Origin of the sequence: Cystobacter fuscus DSM 2262 (assembly GCF_000335475.2) — a bacterium.
Taxonomy (GTDB): Bacteria; Myxococcota; Myxococcia; order Myxococcales; family Myxococcaceae; genus Cystobacter; species Cystobacter fuscus.
The window spans coordinates 80023-96354 of the sequence record NZ_ANAH02000067.1 but is presented as its reverse complement, the minus strand read 5'-3'; the positions used below and the strand labels follow the sequence as shown (position 1 = coordinate 96354).

Annotated in this window: 11 protein-coding genes; 5 read left to right on the top strand and 6 right to left on the bottom strand. The window is 67.1% G+C overall.

Translation table 11 applies throughout. From position 1 onward, the window contains the following. Nucleotides 1-8 precede the first annotated feature (8 nt). Nucleotides 9-986 carry a helix-turn-helix transcriptional regulator gene (locus D187_RS44380; protein ID WP_002631301.1) on the top strand — a complete coding sequence of 326 codons (978 nt, stop codon included), beginning with the start codon at nt 9-11 and terminating at the stop codon, nt 984-986. A 19-nt stretch (nt 987-1005) separates the two neighbouring features. Here the strand turns inward: D187_RS44380 and D187_RS44375 are convergent, their stop codons facing one another. Further along, entirely contained in the window at nt 1006-1551 is a 546-nt protein-coding gene (locus D187_RS44375) for a hypothetical protein (RefSeq protein ID WP_043434897.1), read from the bottom strand. Nucleotides 1552-1758: 207 nt separating this feature from the next. On the opposite strand from D187_RS44375, the gene D187_RS44370 reads away from it, so the two are divergent. Both D187_RS44370 and D187_RS44365 read left to right on the top strand, forming a co-directional pair. Continuing rightward, complete coding sequence (locus tag D187_RS44370; RefSeq protein WP_002631299.1) at nt 1759-2073, top strand: hypothetical protein; 315 nt, start codon at nt 1759-1761, stop codon at nt 2071-2073. A 712-nt stretch (nt 2074-2785) separates the two neighbouring features. Beyond that, a complete protein-coding gene (locus D187_RS44365; protein WP_020918701.1) occupies nt 2786-4246 on the top strand; it encodes an RICIN domain-containing protein in 1461 nt (486 codons plus the stop codon). Nucleotides 4247-4459: 213 nt separating this feature from the next. Here the strand turns inward: D187_RS44365 and D187_RS44360 are convergent, their stop codons facing one another. Both D187_RS44360 and D187_RS44355 read right to left on the bottom strand, forming a co-directional pair. Further along, the gene (locus D187_RS44360; protein ID WP_002631789.1) at nt 4460-5479 is read right to left on the bottom strand and encodes an NADP-dependent oxidoreductase; all 1020 of its coding nucleotides are present in this window, start codon (nt 5477-5479) and stop codon (nt 4460-4462) included. A gap of 503 nt (nt 5480-5982) precedes the next feature. Then, on the bottom strand, nt 5983-7416 hold the full coding sequence (locus D187_RS44355) for a right-handed parallel beta-helix repeat-containing protein (protein ID WP_155894017.1): 1434 nt from the start codon (nt 7414-7416) through the stop codon (nt 5983-5985). Between the two features lie 124 nt (nt 7417-7540). Between D187_RS44355 and D187_RS44350 the strand changes: the two genes are divergently transcribed. Continuing rightward, nucleotides 7541-8464, top strand: coding sequence for a Ppx/GppA phosphatase family protein (locus tag D187_RS44350; protein WP_002631791.1), 924 nt, complete (start codon nt 7541-7543; stop codon nt 8462-8464). 522 nt (nt 8465-8986) lie between these two features. Then, complete coding sequence (gene rtcA, locus D187_RS44340; RefSeq protein ID WP_002631792.1) at nt 8987-10102, top strand: RNA 3'-terminal phosphate cyclase; 1116 nt, start codon at nt 8987-8989, stop codon at nt 10100-10102. Here the strand turns inward: rtcA and D187_RS44335 are convergent, their stop codons facing one another. From D187_RS44335 to D187_RS44325, 3 genes are all read right to left on the bottom strand, one after another. Next, nucleotides 10103-11518 carry a cellulose binding domain-containing protein gene (locus tag D187_RS44335; protein WP_002631793.1) on the bottom strand — a complete coding sequence of 472 codons (1416 nt, stop codon included), beginning with the start codon at nt 11516-11518 and terminating at the stop codon, nt 10103-10105. A 29-nt stretch (nt 11519-11547) separates the two neighbouring features. Continuing rightward, entirely contained in the window at nt 11548-12879 is a 1332-nt protein-coding gene (locus D187_RS44330; RefSeq protein ID WP_002631794.1) for a ricin-type beta-trefoil lectin domain protein, read from the bottom strand. Between the two features lie 203 nt (nt 12880-13082). Next, a complete protein-coding gene (locus D187_RS44325; protein WP_002631795.1) occupies nt 13083-16283 on the bottom strand; it encodes a glycosyl hydrolase in 3201 nt (1066 codons plus the stop codon). Between the last annotated feature and the right edge of the window lie 49 nt (nt 16284-16332).

Below are 16332 nucleotides of genomic sequence, written 5' to 3'. Positions count from 1 at the left end.
ATGCGGCCATGAAATCAAGCCGCCTGCTGGCGTTGCTCCTGCACCTCCAGCGCCGTGGGAAGGCCACCGCGCCGCAGCTCGCCGCCGAGTTGGAGGTGTCCGTCCGGACGCTCTACCGGGACGTCGCCGCGCTGATGGCCGCGGGCGTGCCGCTGTGGACGGAGCCCGGACCGCAAGGCGGCATCCGCCTGGTGGAGGGGTGGCGGACGCGGCTGGATGGACTGACGGCCCCCGAGGCGACGGCCCTCCTGCTCTCCGGCGCGCCCGGGGCCGTGTCGGACCTGGGGCTCGCCGCGGTGGCGGCCAGCGCTCGCGCGAAGGTGGATGCCACGCTCCCCGAGGCCCTGCGCGCGAGGGCAGGCGCCCTGCGCGAGCGCTTCCACCTGGATGCGCCCGGGTGGTTCTCGCGGCCCGAGCCGCTCGGGGCGCTGCCCGCCGTGGCCGAGGCCGTCTGGGAGTGCCAACGGCTGGACCTGCGCTACGGGAAGGAGGGCGTCAGGCGGCGCGTGGACCCGCTCGGGCTCGTCCTCAAGGGGGGCACCTGGTACCTCGTCGCACGCCACCGCGGGGAGGTGCGCACCTACCGGGTGAGCCGCGTGGCGCGCGCCACGCTCACCGGAGCGCGCTTCACACGCCCCGCGGGCTTCGAGCTGGCCGCCTGGTGGGAGCAGACCTCGGCGGAGTTCGACCGCTCGCTGCTGCGCCATCCCTGCACGGTGCGCCTGTCACGGCGGGCCTGCCGACTGCTGCCGCACCTCCTCCCCCATGAGGCCGTGCGGGAGATGCTCGCGGCGGCGGGGCCGGAGGACGCGGAGGGCTGGCGGACGGCGGAGCTCCGGCTGGAGAGCGAGGAGGTGGCGGTGGACCAGCTCGCCGGGCTCGGTGACGGCGTGGAGATCCTGGCGCCCCTCTCGCTCCGCGCTCGCCTCCACGCGGTTGCCTTGCGCATGGCGGCCCACAATGCCGGGGTGCCACGCGCACGGTAACGGTGAAGGTGCTCCGTGCTCAGTTGAGGATGATGGAGCAGACGCCCGCGGAGCACTGCAATCCGGAGCAGCACTCGGCGCCCGCGCCGCACGCATCGCCCCGGGGGGCACACACCGTGGGGCCAGCGTCCGGGTTGCCCGTGCCCCCATCCGTGCCGGAGTCCGGCTGCGGGTCCGGAGTCCCCGCGTCGCTCCCGCCCGTCCCACCGTCCGGGTCCGTGGTGCCGCCATCCGGCTCCGTGCCGCTCTCGCACGCGTCGAGCGTGTCCCCATGCTTCAGGTGCGCCTTCACCGCGGGCTGTCCCACGGTGATGGTGTGCGCCTGGGAAGGATTGCCCGGAGGAACGTGACAGAGCGTCACCCAGCCGTTGTCCTCGCTGGCCGGGGTGTTCCCCTCGTCGGCCGGGGGGGTGCTCCCGCCGCGCCATGACTCGCCCGTGCTCAGGTTGTCGCCCTGGAGGCGCGGGTCGCTGCTGCTCTCTTCCGCGGTTCCTCCGCAGCCTCCCACGAGGCCCACCCACAGCGTGGCAACGAGAAGCGAGGCGGTGGTCGATACCTTCTTCAAGGTCATGGAGTTCCTCACGGTCGGACGTGGTCTTCTCCTGCTCTCCACCCTTGTTGAGCGTGCGGTTGGGAAATGGATCCGCCAAGCGCGCTTTTTGTCCGCTCGCTGTCTGGCCCACGCCGTTGGACTGGTCCACCGCGCAGGGCTGGCGCAAGAGAGGGGGGGAATGCGCGGACACACCCTGCACGGTATTCTGGGCCGCCTCCCATGACGAAGCCCTCCGAGACGCCCTCCCTCCCCGTGTCCCTGAAAGAACTGCGGGAGCGGGTACGCGCGCCCGAGGCGGAGCGGGAGGACCTCGACGCGCTCCTCGTGGAGATGACGCGGCCGGTCCGGCCCGATGAGGACCTGCGCGCGCGGGCCGATGTGCTCCACCGCCTCATCGAGGATCCGGTGCTCCGGGGGCTGCGCGGCCGAGACATGCGCCGGGTGGACGAGACGGCCGTGTGCGCCCTGGTTGTCCTGGGCGAGCCCTACGCGAGCGAGCTGTCCGCCGAGGGCGACTCCAGCACCCGCCATTGATCTCCACCTGCCCATCAGGGGGAGGGGCGCACGGCGGGGCCTGCTGGCGCTCCAGACGCTTTGGCGGCATGGGCACGGCGATGGCGCCGCCATCACGAGTCAACCAATCGGTCGCGACTTCCTCGGGCATGGACCGCTCTGGCGAGGGTGCGACGCGAATGGGTTTGGGAGGAAGCGAGAGCACGCCCCAGAGCGCGATGCCCACGGCGAGTGCCCCCAATGCGCGTGGTGCCCACGTGGGTGGTATGCGCCACGCCAGGCGCACCCTCTGTCCTTGAGCCCGCCTCTTCTTGAAGGTCATGATGACGGGGTGACTTAGCGCGTAGTCGAGAGTGCGTCCACGGTCCACGTTTGTGGACGCCGACCCTAATCGAACACAGACCAGCACGCTTCATTGCGTAAACGCTGGTCATCAATCACAAGCTCCCGGATTTCGTTTGGAAGCTGTTCGCGCTGCCCGAAGTAAGGAGCAGTGGACCAGGCGCAGCTGCTGCGCGGGACGTTCGCGTTGGACGCCTTCACCTACGGTGCAATTTTGGCCTGGCCTTGGAAGTGAGCCTCACTTCCAAGGCGTGGCCTCGTCGACGCGGTGAGTCAAGCAGGAATCGCCGGCAAAAGCCGTAAAAGTCGTTAAACTATTTGTGATGTCTCGTATCAGCGTGTATAGAGCGAGCCCATCGATTCCCTGTCTCCATTTCCGAGAGAGCAAGACATGGCCTATTCCGCGAAGAAGACCGCGTGGCTGGTGGGCGCGGCGATACTGTGCACCTCAACTGTGGCGTGTGACCAGGCAGGCCAGGTCGTCGAGCCGCAAGCCATGGACAGCATGGCGCAGGCGGCCATCGTCTCGAGCATCGCCGAGGGCGACTATGTCATCCGCTCGGCGATGACCAACAAGTGTATCGACGTGGACTCGGCGAGCACGGCGGACGGCGCGAAGGTGCAGCAGTGGGAATGCAATAGCTCCGCCGCGCAGACCTTCCACCTGTCCCCGACGTCGGACGGCTACTGGAAGATCGTCAACGTCAACAGTGGCAAGGCGCTCGATATCAAGGATGTGAGCACCGCGCAGAACGCCGTCCTCCACCAGTGGTCCTACGTGGGCGCCAACAACCAGCAGTTCCGGTTCATCGCCCGCGGCAACAACCAGTTCAGCTTCCACCCGCGCCACACGGACATGGCGATTGATCTGTACTGGGGCTCGGCGGACAACGGGACCCTCCTCGTGCAGTACCCGTACACGGGGGGCGCCAACCAGCACTGGACCTTCGACAAGATCGGCGGAGGCGGTGGTGGTGGCCCGGCCGGCACCGTCCCCGTGGTGGTGACCAACAAGTGCCCGTTCGCCCTCAACGTCGTCCTGTCGGGAGTGGGCGACATCCCGCTGGAGAAGGACGGCGCGGGCAACAAGATCTTCCGCAACCTCGGCACCGGGGGCAGCTACACCTACTACGCGCCGGGCAACTACCCCAGCGGCCGCGTGAGCGCCTACCGCACGCTGCCCTCGCCCACCTCGCCGCGCGAGCTGGAGAAGGCCGAGTTCACGCTCGGACCCGACGGCAACGGCGTGCAGAACATCTACTACAACCTCACGTACGTGGACCACGTGGGTCTGCCCATGCAGATCTCCACCGTGGGCAACAACGGCTGCAACATGGCCCAGTGCAACAAGAGCTACAGCGCGCTGAGCTCGGCCATCGCCAACGCGTGCCCGGACGGGCTGCGCTACAACATGGGGGGCGGCACCATCTGCCTCGCGCCGCGCTCCTTCTGCCTCGACGGGGAGTACGCGAGCGACCCGCGCCGCGGCTCGGTGTGCAACCGCCTGGACAGCGAGATCGCCCGGTGCGCGAGCAAGTACCCCGGCCAGTGCAACCCGGGCACGGCGAAGACGCCGCAGGTGTATGCCTGCTCCGCGCCCTTCTTCGACCAGAGCGCCAAGTGGTGCTCGGCCATCACGCGCGGCATGGTGGACAACCCCGACAGCACGAACGTGGCCCAGTACTACAACACCGGCAAGCCCTACAACCAGTACGCCAAGTGGGTGCATGACCAGTGCGGCGCGGTGTACGGGTTCGCCTACGACGACTACCCCATGGCGGCCAACCAGGCCGGCTTCTACACCTGCAACGGTGGCCGGCAGCTCAACGTGACGTTCTGCCCCGCGGGCTGAGTCGCTCGTCCCGCGCCGCCTCCCCGCGAGCACGCGTTCAAAAGCCCGGTCCCTCCACGGGGGCCGGGCTTTTATCATGGCGGAACGCGAACTCCGCTCGCAGGCGCCAACGCAATGCCGGCGCCAATACCACGCGAGGCGCCCCTCACGAGGGCGCGTTTACCAACCAGCTCACTCCTCGTTCGTCCTGTCTGTGACGGACCGGCAGTGAGCTCAGCCAACCCTGGCGATCAGCTTGCCGCGGTTGCGGCCGTCAAATAGCCTTAAAAAAGCGTCCGGAATGTTTTCGAACCCGTCCACGAACTCCTCGCTATACTTTATCTTGCCCTGAGATACCAAAGGGCCCACCTCAGCAAGGAATTCCGGATAGCTTCCAAGGTGGTCTGGAAGTGCAAAGCTGCGGATCTCAATGAACCTGTAAAGGAACGACTTCAACAACTCCGGAAGGCGGTTCGGTCCGTCGGGAGCATGAGGGAAGTCATATTGTGCGATAGTGCCACAGATGACGATCTGCGCGTGATGATTGAAGTAGGGCATCAACGCTTCAAACATGTACCCACCAACGTTGTCGAAAAGCGTATCGAGGCCATCGGGCAATGCGCGGGCAAGTTGCTCGGCGAAGTCAGGCGCCTTGTAGTCGACGGCGTCGTCGAGACCGAGGTCATCCTTCAGGTACCGCGCCTTTTCAGGCCCACCGGCGATGCCGATAACGCGATGCCCTCGCAGCCTGGCGAGCTGCGCTGCTACCGAACCCACCGCTCCTGCCGCGGCAGTGATGACGAACGTGCCGCCGGGCTTCGGACGAAGGAACTTGCTGACGCCGAGCCATGCCGTCAGGCCAGTATGACCCAGCACCCCGAGCGCGGTTGATAGCGGCGCCGCCCCAGGCTCGATCTTCTGGAGGTCAGAACCGTCGGAAAGCCCATATTCCTGCCAACCCGACCAGCTGACGACATGAGCGCCAACGGCGAAATTCGCATTTCTGCTCTGTTCAACGACCGCGACGGTAGGGCCTGACATGGGCTGGCCAATATCGATCGGAGGCAGCTCGCTGGAAGCATTACCCATCAGATTGCGCTGATAGGGATCTATTGAGATAAGCAGGTTGCGAAACAACACTTCGCCGTCACCGGGAGAAGGTGTCGCCTGCTCGATAATATTGAAATCACTCAATTGGGCTTTGCCATTCGGGCGTGCCGCTATGACGATCTGGCGGTTCGACGTATTCGCCATTGCATATCCTTTAGAGGTGAGAGGGGCGCTTTGTCGATTCGCTCACCAAGCGTTCGATGTTTCTGTGACGGTCGACACAGAAATAGTAGGGACATGGCCAAGAGGAGTCAATGGGTTTATGTAACGATCGATGCAGAAATCTGACCGCACTCGCGGGTGACGACGTGCGTTCGACCGAGCCAGGTTCTTTTCCTCTGGCACGGCCCACGAAGCGGTCATGTCCTTGCTTCTGGCTTCAGTCGCGGCCCTGACCGGATGTCTCGGCGACATTCCCCACGGTTGCATGGTGACGCTCTTGTCGGTCGGCAGCGAGGGCCATTCGGAACTCGGCCTCGCCACCTCGAAGCCCATGCGGTACAGAGCCACAGAGCAAATCCACAAGAGCCCGGAAGGGTGTCGGGCGATTTGTAGGAGACGAGGTGTCGGAACGAGTCCTTTGACACCTTCCCCGGGGACACCTTCCCCGGGCCCTTGAGCATCACGTAACAGGTGCCAGGAAGAGCTCAGCGCTCCGACGCCGGAGGTGCTCGCCGCCAGCGACGGAGGGATGCGGCGTACAGCGGCAACAGGATGAACAGGAACCCGGCCGTGAGGCCCGGGCTGGCGTTGCAGCCTCCGCCCGTCGAGCCCTGTCCATTCCCGTCACCGGTGCCCGGAAGGGGTTGGTCGCCCAGGCTGGTGCCGGCGTCGGTCTGGCCATTGCCGGTCCCCCCATCCGAGGCCGTTCCCGTGCCGCAGTCTCCCAGCGAGTGCTCGAGCGCACCAAGCGTATGGGCTCCTCCCGAGGGACGAGGGCGGGCACAGAAGTCGTCCGTCACCGTGGCCCGCGCCGCGGCGGCTCCGATGAGCTGCGACACGTTGCCCTTGAGCCGCAGGTCTCCGCTCAGGGGCGCCTGGTACCAGGTGTTCCAGGTGGTCGTGGCTACGTTCACCAGGTTCGTGCCGGCATCGAAGCGGCCGCTGTCGCGAGCGTGAACGACCGAGGACAGCACGTTGCCGTGGGCCTCTCCGGTGGTGGAGGCGAAGCGGAAGTCCACGCCCGTGGTGGAGATGAGCGTGTTGAACAGCACCTTCGTATTGGCGGCCTTGTTCAGGTAGATGCCCACGTCCGAGCAGTTGATGATGACGTTGTTGCGAATGACTCCGTCCGTGTGTTCGGGGTCGCAGGGGACGTTCGCATCGAAGGCGGGCGCACAGTACGCATTGCCCGTGCCGCCGCCGCCGAAGGACAGGCCAATGCGCGTGTCTCCGCCCGGGTAGTCCTTCACGCAGAGGACTCGGTTGCGCTCGAAGACGCCCCGCTTGCCTCCGCTCTTCATGAAGGCGCCATAGGAGATGCCGCCCACCTTCGAGAAGTCGTGCACGTCGTTGTCGCGGACCACCCAGTCGTCACCGGTGTCGATGTTGATCTTGTTGACGGGATTGGAGGTCGAGCGCGCGTGCGTGTCGTAGATCTCGTTGTGTTCCACGAGGCCGCGGTGGGGCATCTCATAGACGCCACTGCTGTTCTTCGTGGCGTTTACCTTGAGCTGCGCGTTGAAGTCGCGCACGCGGCTGTTGCGCAGCACGAAGCCTTCCGCGTGGCCCGTGACATGGAACGCGTGCTCGCAATTGGTGTCCTGGGGGCAGACTCCCTCGATGGTCAGGCCGTCGAAGGTCCAGTACCGGCCCGACACCTTGAAGCCCTCGCTCGCGTTGAACTGGATGCGCGCCGCGTGCCGGTTCGTGGCGCGCACGGTGATGGGCTGGGTGGCGGTGCCCTCCGCCGCGCAGCTCAGGTTGGCGTTCACCGCGTACGTGCCATCCGCGAGGACGATTTCATCGCCCGCCCGCGCCGAGGCGAGCGCGGACTGCAATTGGGCAACCGTCGAGACGTTCTTCACCGCGGCCACGGCGGGCAGCGGCAGGAGGAGCAGGGCAAGGCAGGTCATTCGCATGACCGGAGAGGCTATCCGATTCATCCCTACTCGTCTTGGCGTTGACGTCCCGCGGCGGAGCTGGGCCAGGAGCGCCGTGAGGAGCACGGAGAGGAGGCGCTGCTGGGCTGATAGGCTCCGGCGAATGCCTCGGTACGCCACCCTCGATGTGGGGACCAACGCGGTCCTCCTGCTCGTCGCCGACCGCCAGCCCGATGGCCGCTTCCAGGCTGTCCGCGAGCGCGCTGAAATCACCCGCCTGGGCCGGGGCGTGGACAAGAGCCGCCGCCTCTCGCTCGAGGGCATGGAGGAGACCCTCCAGGTGCTCTCCGCTTTCGCCTCCGAGGCCCGGAGCCTCGGCGCGGAGGCCCTCGCCGTGTCCGCCACCAGCGCCGCGCGCGACGCGGAGAACGGTGCCGAGTTCCTCTCCGCCGCCCGACAGCGCGCCGGCGTCACCGTGGACATCCTCTCCGGCGAGTTGGAGGCGCGGTTGTGCTTCACCTCGGCCTATGCGGACTTCGGGCGTGACGCCTCCGGGCCCCTCGTGGTGATGGATACCGGCGGCGGCTCCACCGAGTTCATCTACGGCGACACCCAGGGCCGCGTGTCCTTCTGCCACAGCTTCGACGTGGGCTCGGTGCGCATGACCGAGCGCTACGTGACGTCGGATCCGCTGACCGCCGAGGACCGGGCCCACGTGGAGGGCCACCTGCGCGAGGCGTTCTCCGTCCTGCCCCCATGCCCTCCGGGCGCCCGGCTCGTGGGCATGTCCGGCACGGTGACGACACTCTTCGCCGTGCAGCACGCCATCGGCCCGTACGACTCCGGACGGGTGCACGGCGGCACCCTCCTGCGCGTCCAACTGGAGGCACTGGCGGACAAGCTGTGCGGATTGCCGCTCGCCGAGCGCCAGAAGCTGCCCGGCATCCAGCCCAAGCGCGAGGACGTGATTCCCGCCGGTTGCCTCATCCTGCTCGAGGGACTTCGGGCACTCGGGCTCGACCGCTGCCTCGTGAGCGACCGGGGCTTGTGTTGGGGCCTGCTCGCGCACCGTTTCGGGGCCACCTGAACCCGTCCCACCCGAAGGGAGGCCGGGCGGGGAGGCCTCCATGCCTCCCGATGGAACCGCCAGCCGGAGGGAGAGCGGACGAGGCGGCCCTGGCCCCTTGTCGGTTGGCGGGAGGCTTCGGACCTTCCTCTCATCACCCGGCTTCGTGCCATGAGGCGCGGGGCCCACCCGAGAGGGAGACGACCATGGCGGACAACAAGGGCCCGGCGGACAAGCGGACGGACGACCCCCAAGCTGACAGGAACGTGGAGGAGATGGAGCGTTCGGCCCGGCACCAGGACGGCGTGCTGCGCCGGGACGTGGCGGACCAGGACGTAGGGGAGGATCGCATCAAGGAGAAGGGTCTCGGAGGCCCTGGCGTCGACGACTCGAGCGTCAGCGAGCGGCGTGACGCGCCTCCCGTGAGCAACAGCCAACCCTCTTCCATCCGTGACGAGCTCCATCGCCACGTACCCCCTGGCCGAGTCGCCAGGAGGCACCTAGGCTTGGGGCCTGCGAGTGGAGCACATCCCCTGGAGGGACATGACGGACGCGGAGCGTGACGACGCACCAGTGGAGTTGGACGGAAGCGAAGGGGAGGGCGGTGGGCAGATCCTCCGCTCGGCGCTCTCGCTGTCGCTCATCACCGGACGGTCCTTCCACCTGTACCGGGCGCGGGCGAACCGCCAGCCCTCGGGGCTGAGGCCCCAGCACCTCGCCTGCGTGCGGGGAGCGGAGGCCCTCAGTGGCGGCCGGAGCGAGGGGGCCGAGGTCGGGGCCTCGGAGCTGCGCTTCGAGCCGGGGCCGGTGCGTCCCGGAGACTACGTGTTGGAGGTGGGCACGGCGGGCAGCACGCCGCTGCTCTACCAGTGTCTCTTCTATCCGCTGGCGGTGGCGGGAGGCGGCTCGCTCACCCTTCGCGGGGGGACGCACCTGCCGCACAGTCCGAGCTACCACTACCTCGCGGGCGTGTGGCAGCCGATGGCGCGGGCGTTCGGGCTGCACATGACGTTGCGCCTGGTGCACGCGGGCTTCTACCCGGAAGGGGCGGGGGAGTTCGTCGCGGAGGTGGAGCCGGTGCGCGAGCCCCCGCGGCGGGTGGAGCTCACGGCGCGCGGGACGCTCCGGGACATCGCGGTGGGCTCGTTCGTGGGCGGGCTGCCCTTTGGCATCGCCGAGCGGCAGTCCAACGCGGCGGTGGCGGCGCTGCGCGAGCGGGGCTTCTACAGCCACGCGGCGAACCGTCCCCTGCCCACCACGCGCTCGGTGGGCACGGTCACCTTCCTGCTGGCGCAGTTCGAGCACACGATCGCGGGGTTCACCGCCCTGGGACGGCGGGGCCATCCGGCGGAGGCGGTGGGCCGCGAGGCGGCGGAGTCCCTGGCGCGCTTCATGGAGAGCCCGGGGGCGTTGGACGAGCACCTGGGCGATCAGATCCTCCTGCCGGCGGCGCTGCTGGCGGCGGGGAGGCTGGGTCCGGCCGCGCCGGGGACGACGCGCTATCTCCCCGAGCGGGTGACGGAGCACCTCACCACCCATGCACGGCTCCTCGAGCGCTTCCTGCCGGTGCGGGTGAGCGTGGATGCGGACGGGACGGTCGAGGTCGCGCCCCGCCCCCCGGGAGGATCCACCGGAGGGCGGCTCGCGACGGACGGGTGACTACGGAACCACCGTGTCCTTCCGGGCGGTGCCGGCGGTGCGGAAGCCAGCGATGCGGCTGGTGACCTCCGCCGGCGTCAGGATGGCGTCCTTGGCGAAGTACACCCAGTCCGCCTCCTGGTGGTACGTGCGCGAGCTGGTCTGCGCCCGGTCCAGCTCGGTGAACCAGATGTTGAAGTAGATGGACTGGTTCACCTCCGGCAGGTACTTGAGCTGGGTGTGCGAGGTCAGCAGCGCGCCATCGATGTAATAATAGATGCCGGTGCTGGAGACCTGGAGCACGAGCGTGTGCCAGCCTGAGTAATCATTGCTGTTCCAATCCGAGACCCGGTCCGCGTTCTCGATGGGCAGCTGCGTGTCCTCCCACGAGGTCATCCACAAGGTGCTGGTGTTTCCACGTCCCCAGCCTCCGTTGGGCATGTACTCGAAGTCCTGCTCCGAGTAGTTCGGATCATTCAAGACGTAGTTGGTGATGGTGAAGAAGGTCTCGACGGGCTTGTCGGCGAAGTAGCGGGTGCCCGACAGCGGGGTGTTGTTGAACTTCACCCGCGCGGCATAGGTGCCGTTCTTGAACTTGCGGCTCTTCGAGGACACCTCGGCCTGCGCCGTGGTCGCGTTGGTGCCGCTGGTGCTCGTCTGGAGCCGCAGCAGCTTGTTGCCGGAGACCGCGGAGTCGGTGACGATCGACACGTTGGACGCCGCCCAGGGCGCGCCGTACTCCGGCTCGGGCCCGGGACCCGTCCAGTTCGAGTCGTTGCGCACGTTCCACCAGTTCCTGAAGGTGGTGTCGCTGGCGCTCGTGTAGCTGAAGTCGTCGAAGAACTCGGTGGTGATCGGGTCGCCCCCACCGGGGGTCCCGCCTCCACCCGAGGGAGGCGTGCCGCCGCGCAGCCCTTGCGTGGGCGCTGAGCCGGCGTCGTGCACGGTGATCTTGCTCCAATCGATGAAGCTGGTGTGGCTTCCGTAGGAGTAGTCGTTCGTCTCGTCGACGTTGGTGCCGAACACCACGCCGAGATCGATCGCCTGGGTCGTCGCGCCCGGTGCCAGGTTTCCCGCACCGCTGGTGAAGCGGATTTCCGCGTACCGGTCGGCGCCCGTATAGGAAACGTTCCCGGTGGTCACCGTGAGGTTGGGGCAGGGCGAGGCACCCCACCACCAGCACTCCGCCGTGACTCCCGAGGCGCTGTCCTTGGTGAACCAGTAGCGCACGACGATGCTGCTCAGCGGGATCGCGGCCGTGGTGTTGTTGCGCAGCCGGATGTTGGCCTCGGCGATGTCGTCATTCGGGCCGGCGGCGTTGTAATTCAAATACTGAACAGTCACATCGTTCGTTCCCGCGAGGCTCTCGCCCACGGGGGCTACCAGCGCCATCACCGCGAACAGGCTCGCGCGGGAATACTTCCAGTTCAACGTCATGGACTCATCACCTTTCCGTGCAGGACCCTTCACCGGCCCATGGCCGAGGACAGCTCGGCCGCCCACTGCCACGGGGCGCCGGTGTTGCCCGGCAGCGAGTTGAAGTACTCCCAGCTCGCCGCGCCGCCGAAGGACTGGTGGGTGCCGACGAGGCCGCTCACCGTGCTCTTGGCGGTGGGGATGTCGATGTAGCCGGAGCCGCCATTGCCCGGGTTGCTCAACATGCCGGCCACCACCTTCTGCGCGGGGATGAGCCCGCGGTTGATGATGGACTGGTAGTTGGCCGGGGTGCCCATGTAGCCCCAGCCATTGTAGAACTGGCCGTTGAACCAGGAGATCTGCGAGCCCACGTCCCGGTAGAGCTGCTCGTAGTTGAAGCCGGACAGGTTGCCGCCGCCGTACAGGGCGGTGGCCACCGGGGCGAGCGTGATGACGAAGTTGGGCCCGAAGTCCGCGCGCAGGGCGCGGATGACACGCTCGATGCCCGCGAGCGACATGTACTCCTCGACGTCCAGGTCCACGCCGTCCAGCTTGTACGTGGTGATGATGTTCTTGAGGATCGGGTAGTAGGTGTTGAAGTCGGTGTCCAGGCGCTGGAAGCTGCCCTGCGCGGCGCCGCCCACCATCCCGAGCACGCGCACGCCCTTGGCCTGCATCGCGGCGAGGTCCCGCCACATCTGCTGGAACCGGGCGTCGCTCGGCGGATGGTCGTTGAGGTGCACCTGCGTGGGGGAGTTGAGGTGGATGGCGGCCACGATCACGTCGGTGACGCGCGTGTTGTTGTTGGTCAGGCCCAGCGGGGAGACATACGTGCCGCCGTTGTACTGGGTCTGGTAGTAGACCACCGTGCGCCGGTACGTCCGGGGGTGGGCGGGCGGCGTCCACTTCTGGCTGCTGACCCCGACGCAATCCCAGATGTGCAGCCGGGTGCCGTTCGCGCTGTTGTTGTTGGCGACGTCCAGGCACTTGTTGGACTGGGGATTGACGAAATCCTGGCCGGGCGTGTGGATCCACTGCTGGGCGCCGGTGCCGTTGCAATCCCACAGTTGAATGGTCGTGCCGTTGGCCGTGCCGGACTGGGTGACGTCCAGGCACTTGCCCAGGACGCGGAGGGTGCCATCCGCGTTGAGGTTGATCTGCTGGGCGGCGGAGCTGTTGCAATCGTAGAGCTGGATGGGCGTGCCGTTGGCCGAGTTGCCAGACGCTACGTCGATGCACTTGCCGGCGAGTCCCTTGACCGGGCCGGTGGGATTGGGCGCCGCCGAGGCGGACGGAGCGGCGGCGAGGAGCGCGACCGCGGTGGTGGCGACACTGGCGGCGGCGAGCCGACGCCCGAGGGGACGCGTACGCTGGGTGCTCATGACGGGGTTCTCCAGAGGGGACTCCCGGCCGGGCACACGGCAAGTGGTGGCCGGAGACATGCCTCGATATCCTGCCTAGGCAGGCAAAACAAGTAGAATCAGTTTTCCTGGTAGTAACAGTCCTGATGGAAGGACATTGACCCGAAAAGAAATGGCCCGTGCCCCACACGGGGCACGGGCCATCCGTCCTCACTCCCGCCGCGTCAGTTGTTCTGCAGGGGGTTCACGCGCACCAGGGAGCGGGCGGGCACGGTGGCCGTTCCGGTGGTTCCGGACGCGTTCTTGAAGGTCACCGGGAGCGTGGTGGCGGTGGGGTTCCACACCAGGGCCGAGTAGGTGGTGCCCTTCTTGTACACCGTCGCGCTCGCCCCGCCCGTGGCCCAGACGTCCGCGCTGCGCTGGCCGAGGCTGGCCATGTTGTGGACGAACCAGTACGTGTTGAAGAGCTCGTTCTTCTGCACCGGGGTGGCGTTCCACTTGGCCAGCACCCCCTGGGGATCGCTCAGCGACTGGATGGGCCACACGACGTGCTGCCACGAGGTCTCCGGTCCGCCGTTGTCCTTCACGAAGCCGTTGTAGAGGCTGGCCGCCTTGGCGGGGTTGAAGCCGTAGCTGGTCAGGTACTCGGAGGTAGGCAGCCAGTGGATGCCGTAGATGTGCACCGGGGCGCCACTGAAGAAGGTGCCGTAGAAGTTCGACGAGCCGTACACCTGGCCCACCGTCTTGTGCGGCCACTCGGGCAGCCAGTTGTCCCCGTCATAGTTGAACCAGTACTGCTCCACCGCCCGGAGCTCCGTGGTGAAGCCGTAGATGGCCGCGTCGCGGAACGACGTGTTGCCGGTGGTGACCCCCCACAGGTACTGGCCCACCCAGCCGAAGAGCGACTCGCCCGCGGCCTCCTGGTTGTTGCCGTTGTTGTTGTCCGCGTAGCCCCCGGCCCACGAGTGGCCCTCGTAGGGATCGAAGTTGCGGAAGAACGGGTAGAGCGGATCCGTCCGGGTCGGGTTCGCGTAGTCGCGGATCAGATGCTCCACCATGGCGCCGTACTGGGTGCGGAAGTTCGCGTCGTATGAGGCCAGCACCGCCGAGGCGAAGACGTAGTAGCCATAGGTGAAGTGGTGATCCGTGATGCCCGTGTTGGCTCCGAACTCGCTGACCCGGTAGTACGTCGTTCCCCAGTCCGGGTTGTAATAGAAGAAGAAGTCCTTCTCTCCCGGCGTGTACGTGTACCACTCCGTCAACAGGGGCTTGAGCCGGGACAGGAACAGATCGCGGTAGACGATGTCGCCGATCTCCTCCGCGGCCAGCACGCCCATCGCCAGCGGGTGCAACGCCTTGCCCTGCCAGTAGGCATCCGCCGCCGGTGAGATGTTCGCCGTCTCCCGCTCGAGCGTCAGCAGGTACTGGCTCATCAGGGCGCGCGAGTACTCGGGGTTGTTGGGTTCGGTGAACTGGGGGACGATTCCCTGGAAGCGGTTCGCGGTGAAGAACGTGTTGCCCTCGCGCACCTTCAGCGTTCCGCGCACGGAGGGGTAGGAGAGCGCGGTGAGCGGCGAGCCCGAGTTCTTCCACTGGTGGGGGAAGAGGGCCGTCAGGGTCTGGTCGGAGAACCCCGTGCGCTTGAGCTGCGTGGTGAGGGTGAAGGTCGTGGTGAGCTGCGCGCTCGCCTCGTCGAAGACGTAGCTGACGCGGGTGCCCGTCACGAACGCATAGGCATGCTGGTGGAAGTAGCTCAGGTTGGCCGCCGAGGGCAGGGCCGCCAGCGACAGGTAGCCCTGGCCGCCCCCGAGCTGGATCTTGATCTTCGGGCCCACCTTGCGGAACACGGTGCCCGCTGGCGCGAAGAGCCCGTAGTAGCGCGTCTGGAGCGTGCCACCGCCATCGGGGTTGGACACCTTCACGGCGATCCGGTCGGTCGTCACCGCCGCGCCATCCGTGGTGAGGATCGCGCTGCCCTGGTCATCGAGGATCTGCGTGATGCGGGCGGAGTAGAGCTCCACCGAGTTGGGATCGCTGAACTGGGTGTAGAGGTAGGGGGAGCCCTTGACGAACGTCACCTTGAGCTTGTCCGTGGTGTCGTCGCTGAGCACGGAGTCCACCGACCAGTCGCCGTAGCCGGTCACCCGGTTGGCCATCTTGGACGTGTCGATGGTGTTGGCCATCAGGTACAGGTCCGGGTTGCCGTCCGCGTTCACCGCGGACTTGTCGCCGTTGATGTAGCCCGCGCCCGGGGTCAGGATGCCGAGTCCCTGGCTGAAGAACTTCGACTTGAGGGGCTGGGTGACGATCATGTCCCCGAGCGGCTTGATGAGCAGCGATTGCCACCAGTCATTGGAGGGGAGGGGAGCCTTCAGGGTGTCGGCCCGGTATTGCGGATACCGGGGCTGCGGCATCTTGTAGTCGTTCGTCAGGTAGCTGCCCTGGCCGACCTGGATGGAGCTGGGGGTGGGGAGGGCCGGAAGCGTGTAGGTGGGCTTCGGGTGGCCCTCGACGTAGTCGTAGACCTCGAAGTCGAACAGGGAATACCCATACCCCGTGGCCCGGGCGTACCCCTTCATCCGGACGTGCCGGCCGGAGGCGTACAGGGGAATGTCCTGCTTTCCGCCCGCGCCGTGCAGCGTCCGGTAGACGGTCGTCCACTGCGAGCCATCCGGGGAGACCTGCAGGTCGAACACGCGCCCGGCGGCCGCTTCCCAGTTCAAGACGACCCGGCCAATCGTGCGCGTGCTGCCCAGGTCGATGGAGATCCACTCATCATCCGTCGTGGCCGAGTTCCAGCGCGTCGACGCGTTGCCATCCACCGCGTTGCCCGGCGGCAGGGATTGCGCGGTGGAGGAGGCGGTGGCGGTCCGGTTCAGGGCCACGTTGGGGCCATACTGGAGCGGCGGCTTGTTCACGCCTCCGGTTCCGTAGACCTCGAACTCCAGGATGGAATAGCCATAGGCGCTCAGGGCCCGCTTCGTGCCGAGCACGCGCACGAACCGGCCGCTGCCGGTGACCGCCTGATCATCGACGCCGCCCGCCCAGTTCGTCCGGCCATAGAGGTCCGTCCAGACGAGCTCGTCGTTGGAGACCTGGACCTTGTAGTCCTTGGCGTATGCGCCCTCCCACTGAAGCTTGATCCGATCGAGCTGCGCCGTGGCGCCCAGGTCCACGTAGATCCACTGGGGATCCACCCCCCACTGGCTGGCCCAGCGCGCGCCCGTGGTGCCGTCCACCGCCAGCTCCGCCGAGTTGTTGCCCTCCTGCGAGGAGGCATAGGCGGGGCGCTTCAACGACAACAAGGTCGAGGCCGCCTGCGCGCTCCAACCGCCGAGGAAGGTCAGCAGCGGCAGCACGAACGCCGCCGACCTGAGCCCCCGCGACGTCATCCGCGTGGGTGCTTGTCTACTAGGGAGGTGCATCCTCTTTCTCCGGGATGAAAGGGTGCTACTTCAAACCGGAGAAACTAGA

Coding starts and splice junctions, on each gene's coding strand:
- D187_RS44380 (WP_002631301.1), top strand. CDS start 9: ATGAAATCAAGCCGCCTGCTGGCGTTGCTCCTGCACCTCCAGCGCCGT.
- D187_RS44370 (WP_002631299.1), top strand. CDS start 1,759: ATGACGAAGCCCTCCGAGACGCCCTCCCTCCCCGTGTCCCTGAAAGAA.
- D187_RS44365 (WP_020918701.1), top strand. CDS start 2,786: ATGGCCTATTCCGCGAAGAAGACCGCGTGGCTGGTGGGCGCGGCGATA.
- D187_RS44360 (WP_002631789.1), bottom strand. CDS start 5,479: ATGGCGAATACGTCGAACCGCCAGATCGTCATAGCGGCACGCCCGAAT.
- D187_RS44355 (WP_155894017.1), bottom strand. CDS start 7,416: ATGCGAATGACCTGCCTTGCCCTGCTCCTCCTGCCGCTGCCCGCCGTG.
- D187_RS44350 (WP_002631791.1), top strand. CDS start 7,541: ATGCCTCGGTACGCCACCCTCGATGTGGGGACCAACGCGGTCCTCCTG.
- rtcA (WP_002631792.1), top strand. CDS start 8,987: ATGACGGACGCGGAGCGTGACGACGCACCAGTGGAGTTGGACGGAAGC.
- D187_RS44335 (WP_002631793.1), bottom strand. CDS start 11,518: ATGACGTTGAACTGGAAGTATTCCCGCGCGAGCCTGTTCGCGGTGATG.
- D187_RS44330 (WP_002631794.1), bottom strand. CDS start 12,879: ATGAGCACCCAGCGTACGCGTCCCCTCGGGCGTCGGCTCGCCGCCGCC.
- D187_RS44325 (WP_002631795.1), bottom strand. CDS start 16,283: ATGCACCTCCCTAGTAGACAAGCACCCACGCGGATGACGTCGCGGGGG.